This is a genomic window from Nitrosomonas supralitoralis (assembly GCF_003011925.2).
Taxonomy (GTDB): Bacteria; Pseudomonadota; Gammaproteobacteria; order Burkholderiales; family Nitrosomonadaceae; genus Nitrosomonas; species Nitrosomonas supralitoralis.
The window spans coordinates 1-5,803 of sequence record NZ_PXXU01000093.1 but is presented as its reverse complement, the minus strand read 5'-3'; the positions used below and the strand labels follow the sequence as shown (position 1 = coordinate 5,803).

General features: G+C 42.9%; 6 protein-coding genes. All 6 read right to left on the bottom strand.

The window, feature by feature from the left end; translation table 11 throughout:
* Positions 1-273 precede the first annotated feature (273 nt).
* On the bottom strand, positions 274-1,296 hold the full coding sequence (locus tag C7H79_RS16140) for a tyrosine-type recombinase/integrase (RefSeq protein ID WP_106708276.1): 1,023 nt from the start codon (positions 1,294-1,296) through the stop codon (positions 274-276).
* Positions 1,289-1,498 (bottom strand): DUF4224 domain-containing protein, encoded by a 210-nt coding sequence (locus C7H79_RS16135; RefSeq protein ID WP_106708275.1) that lies wholly within the window; start codon positions 1,496-1,498, stop codon positions 1,289-1,291. Before C7H79_RS16135 ends, C7H79_RS16140 begins: the two co-directional genes overlap by 8 nt.
* A 1-nt stretch (position 1,499) precedes the next feature.
* Positions 1,500-1,712: a hypothetical protein gene (locus tag C7H79_RS16130; protein WP_147383647.1), complete on the bottom strand. Its 213-nt coding sequence runs from the start codon at positions 1,710-1,712 to the stop codon at positions 1,500-1,502.
* Positions 1,713-2,035: 323 nt separating this feature from the next.
* Entirely contained in the window at positions 2,036-2,689 is a 654-nt protein-coding gene (locus C7H79_RS16120; protein WP_197714661.1) for an ASCH domain-containing protein, read from the bottom strand.
* Positions 2,690-3,010: 321 nt separating this feature from the next.
* Positions 3,011-3,997 carry a hypothetical protein gene (locus tag C7H79_RS16115; RefSeq protein WP_106708272.1) on the bottom strand — a complete coding sequence of 329 codons (987 nt, stop codon included), beginning with the start codon at positions 3,995-3,997 and terminating at the stop codon, positions 3,011-3,013.
* Positions 3,998-4,053: 56 nt separating this feature from the next.
* Positions 4,054-5,803, bottom strand: a 1,750-nt coding sequence (locus C7H79_RS18155; protein WP_106708271.1) for an ATP-binding protein, incomplete at its 5' end; no start/stop codon positions are given.

The window sequence follows — 5,803 nt, the reverse complement described above, 5'->3', positions numbered from 1 at the left end:
CTATCTGCTGTCTTCTGATACTATCAGTTTATGAAAAACTCAATTATTACAAAGGATTTGATATGATATGAAACTTACTGAAAACTTCTATTGGTGCCCGGGGCCGGAATCGAACCGGCATGGGCGTTTTAGGCCCGAGGGATTTTAAGTCCCTTGATATACTGTTGATTATAAATGATAATATAGGTTTGGTCGTTCCGCAAACGACTAATTATTGAACTCTTTAGAACGTTTATCCATGCGGGGTATTTTTATTTTGCGGAACAGAATTCGTCACTTTGTTGGTGTTACTTTACTTCCTTTTCTCTCGCGAATATAAGTCTCAGTCATAGTCACTGATGAGTGTCCAAGTTGTCTTTGGGCTTGCCTTATATCCCCACTTAAATCCGCTTTATCGGTTCCGGCTTTTGCGCGGATATCTCTGAACTGAAATTTATCTTTATCCACACCAGCAATATCCCGGGCCTTGTCGAAGTGACCGCGAAATGAGTTATAAGTAAATTTCTGGCCTGTATCGTCAACGATCAAATAAAAGCTGCGAATTTTATAGGTTGATTTCCTTGATAGGATTCGATCAATCAAGATCGACAATTCACCTTGTATGGCTATCCTCATTCTCGTTCCAGTTTTATTCTGCGTTACCGAGATATGACCTTCTTGAATATCATGCTCAGTCATTTTAAGCACGTCTGTCGGTCTTTGACCTGTGAGATAAGCCAAATCCATCGCATCGCGCAACGGTTGACTTGCTTGGGTATGCACGGCTTTGTATGTGGCATCGTCAATATAAACCTTTTTGCGACCTATTTCACGAAAACCCTTAACGCCAGAGCATGGATTGGGTAAATCCGTATACCCCCATTCCCGGGCCTTATTCCAAATATGACTGATGAGTGCTTTCTCTCGGTTTGCGCGTATCGTTTTACGCCAGTCCATATATTGCCTGATATGGATCGGTTTGATTGCATGCAGAGGGGAAGGTGGATCGTCAAAGAATTTATAAATCTGTTGAAGCTCACGAAAATTATCGTGTTGTGTAGCAGGGGCTTTGTTTGGAATAACTTCCCGAATATAACGCTCAGCAACATACCGGAATGTAATAATTTCTTGATGACGTGGCTTTGCGTTAATCTGCAACTCTGCCCATTTCTTCACGGCTATAGCGTAATCATTACCAAGCGGGATTTCCTTACGTGGCTTCCCGCCTGTGTCGTAGTAGTACCAGACCTTATCGCCACGTTTACGCGCGCGCAGCCCCTTTGGCATATGATGATTTACACTCGGCTTCCTACCCATGTTTTAACACGTTCGGTGTCCATGATTGATCTTGATTTAACGGCTGGTTGTTGCCTTCTACTGCTGATCGTGGCACAACTGGACGACCTGCAGCATTGATGTAGAATAATATTCCCATGATGCGCAATTGCGCAACCTGGCGCGACTTAATCTTAGTCCCGGCCAGTCTTGCAACATCATCATCGTCTAGGAATATACTCATTTCAGTTTATCGTATTCTTTTTGTTGCCAGGCAATCTGCGTGATTCAATAACAATATTTCCATCTGGAAAAATTGCTGTATGAACAACAACATTTTGCAGATTTTCATCTAACTGGGCAGCAACATATGACGCATAGCATAGCCTCATCTTAGTGAAAAATTCTTCTTCGGTCATACCGGCATCAATACATATTTCCATAATATCTTGTTTCATTTCAGGATCCATCTGAATATCAAGTTGATATAATTACTTTCCCAATATCAGTTAAATGGATTATATTGCTTTCATCTACAGTTATAAGGTTGTTCGATTCTAGTTCATTTAGAATTTTTCCCCCCGTCGGCTTCCACTTTTCTAGAAAATCTGCGACGGTTGTTCTTTCCTCTGGATTTGATACGTACTCTAGATATTTTTGATAGATATCCATGTAAACTCCTTTTTAATCCAATAAAATTTTTCGACTTTTGGCCGTTAAATAAATTGTATAGTATCTCCGTGGCCGCCAAGACGTAGAAACCCTTGGTGGCCACATCTGCTTATTTCGATATAACCTTAAATTCAATAACCCAGCAGTATGGATTTGAATCCCACGATCCGATTCCGTTGATTGATTCCCAAATCTCATTAAATCCCATCGCGTAGCAATCACCAAATCCGAAGTCTATTGGATACGCACCTTCGGCCTTAGCATCTTCTTCACTAATATCCCTCAACCTCTCAATCCTCACATTCGTAATCTCAAGCAGAATTCTGGATGCCTCGCGCGGCATGTGGATTGATGGATTCCATTTTCTACGAAGTTTATCTGTTGAGTTTTCAAGATCCACACCCAGTGGATCATCCATATAATCTGCACGATAAAATACTTGGCAGTCTGATTCATAAGGACCTAACGGGTAATTCTCATGTTGCCATGTCTCCCTGACCCAAAGGCGGTCGCCTGATTTTCCATAAGGACAATTGAAATAAACTTCAGAATTTTTGTTAATATTTTTGCCATTTATATTTATCCAGTGCGCTTTACCTTGTAAATGTTTTTTGTCGCGATCTGTGGTAGTTACCAACCAACTAAGTTGATACCCCTCAGCTGGAGGTTGATGCTTCATAATCATTCTGGTCTGAGTTTTTCTCCCCTCCAAAATAGCGCGAATCATGGGAGCAGAAAATAGAATTGGACGCTCTTTAATCATTCGAGCGTCCTGAGAAATGGGAAAAATTATTTAAAAAAGGTGGGCAAAACTGTCCGGGAACCAACGAGGTATGGTTTCGGTTAAATTCCACTGCACAGTTTTGCCCATCTGGAGAAAACCCAGTGCGCTGAGAAGAAAGGGGGAAAGTGCGCGCACTGGATTTTGGGAGAATTCCAGCCCTCCGACTAAGTGTGGGCATCCACTCGGGCTGGTGCGGCCTATTCATCCCTATTGCAGCAGCAATAGGTGAATTGGAGTGAAACATTATGGATCTAATTTGCATGTTAATCCGCGTTATTGGTCATATAGTTCAAAAATATTTTATCCGTTGACATATTTCTTGCGGTCACCTGACTTATGTAAGTAGCTTTCTGTTGTTCTTTCGTCCAGAAGTTCCTTCAGTTCGTCATCAATGCCAGTCGTTTTTTTAGGTTTCTTTATGACTTGAACCGGTTTGATGACATTTGCTTTTGATTCCGGTTTTGGGTACTGGTCGGTTAGAATTATTTTATTATTCAGCACATCGATGACTATTTTAATCGCGGCAGCAATTTGATCGGGTTTGGCACTTGATTCGCTTGAATCTTTTTGATGTATATCAAATGTTCTCAGTGCTCTGCAAATTGTGTCCAGGTTGCGGGCTCGGGCATTTGCTTTGCCGTCATTGACTTGTTTAACCAAAGACATGGAAGCGGGTGACATGCTTGCGAAATCCAGGAGACACAGGGCACGGTATTGCGTTAATACATATTCAGCATCGCTACCGTTCATGATATTGATGCATGCTGCCAGTTTGACTGTAGCTGACGAGTAAAATGTTCTTGTTGTGTTGCAGTGTTTTATCAATGTCTTCGCGGTGTCGTATAATCCCGAATCCATTATTGGCCGCATTTGGTCGATAGTTACCGGCCTGGTTGTGTCGAAATAGAGACGTGCCCCTGCATTCAGAATGTCTGTTATGCGCTTATTTTCATTCAGTAGGTCAGCCATATTTCTTGCGATGCCGGTGTCCGTAACTTCATAAGCATTCAATGAAAGTCCCATAACAACCACACTACGAATCGTCACTCCGGATTTAACCACGGCCATTAATCGATGATGCGCGTCCCTGAGGTTGCCATTTTTATCAATGCCGATTCCCTGGCTGGTGATTCTCCATTCTCCTCGAGCCATTGACCCGGCCAATACGTCAACGTGCCAGTCGCGTATTTTTCTATTGCCGACACTTGTGCTTAAGAGATGTGTGGCAATGTTCGGTGTGATATCCATAATGATTGCTCGTTCTACTTTGCTAATAAAATTAGACATTTTGTTTGTCTCCATCACTCTTTAATCATAATTAATCTGACATCGCAAGATGTTGGCTACCCATTCGCAACCTTCGCCAGATTTCCGATGACTCCATTCTCAATCCAGTGCGCTTGAACAGACGGGGGCAGTCCTGCCGGTAATTCCTTGAGTGTTCCGAATAAAATCACAGAATCAATTTCCTTGCTCTCTGATAAATCCATCAGCCAATTCAAATAGGCGCTGCGGCTGGGCAGATCGAGTAGATCAAACTCATCGACCATAAAAAACTTGATTCCAGACACATGGCTAATAGCCTCTGCAATCATTGAATCAATCAGCAACTTGGTGGCTTTTGAACTGAATGAATATAGCTTCCCATCATCTTCCATGATCGTCATGTCGTTTTCGATTCGCACTTTGCCAGGGAAATTCAGCTTCTCAACACTTCTAGCGATCCGGGCATTTACCGGTTCCAATGCCGCAGAGAGCATTTCGCTCGGAATTCCTTCTGGAGATAAGGCACTCGCAATCAAATCCCATGCTTTTGCTTCCTCGTGATATCTAGCTGCCTGTTTGGTTTTTTTGTCAGCTTCGTTGGAGGCCCTAATGTTTTCATTCAAAACAGTTAATTCATCCTGTAACTGTTTGTGCGTTGCTTTTAGCGCTTCAATTTTGGTTTTTATCTCTACTAGCGCATCCTCGTTTGGCGCTTGACCGTTCTGCTTTTCGAGTACGGCCGACTGATCGCGCGCAGTGATGGCGGCTTGCAAATCACGCTCACCGTTTGCGACTGAATTTCTCAGCATGGTTAAGGTTGTCTTGTATTCGGGCAGCTTCACGGCCATATCTTCATCGCCCTGAAGGTCACCTTCACGCTTGATTAATTCTTTGCCATTGAATATTAGTTCTTCTTCGCAGCATGGGCATTTGCAAGCAGTGCTTCCAGGAGTTAAACCATCTGAAAGCAGTTTGGCATCATTCACTTTACCGATCCAAACAATAACTTCCTGGCGGTCTTTCGCTAATTTGGCTGTGATTCTGTCGATTTTTTCAGCAGCATCGCGCAACTGGACAACCTCTGAATTTCTGGCTTTCACTCCATTGACTTCAGCCTGAATAGCTCCCATTTTGATAGATTGCAATTCAATTTCGCTGTCGATTTTGCTTATCTGTTCAGCTAATTTAATCGGATCTTTGGCTGATATTTCTTGTTTTTGAGCCTTCCAGCCTTCCGCTTTTTTATCGCCATAAGCTTCGCTGGTCGTAGCTTTCCAGTTGGCACGCGCTTCTTTGATTTTGTTCATTGCATGCTTATGACCATTATCGAAACTTGATTTCAAAAAAGGTAGCACTTCATCAACATCACTCTCAGAGCAGCCACTTTTCAGGAGTTTTTCACTTACTTCCTTGCCATCACTTCTGAGATTGCCAAGATTAAATAGAAATTGGCGGCGCTCATCGGTTGTGCTTGCGGAGAACAGTGAAGGGTTTAGCAAATAGGGCAGGGCGAACGGTAGTTGTTCTGTCAGTTCGTGGGTGCCGTTCGGTAGGGTGATGCATGCTCTTTGGTTGTCGTTGTAATCAACGAACGTGTAACCAACATTATTGCCATCGGCGCGATTGATCAACAGGCCGTAATTCTTTTTCAATGGCTCACTAGGATTCACACCGGTGAATGCATGGCGTATGCTGTTGTATAGACTTGATTTCCCTGCACGATTGGCGCCGCAAAACAAGGTTATTGGAGAGTTAATATCGATATCAACTTCTTGGATTGCTACAGTTCCGCGTGAGGATATTTTGTCGATTCTCATGATCGAAGTC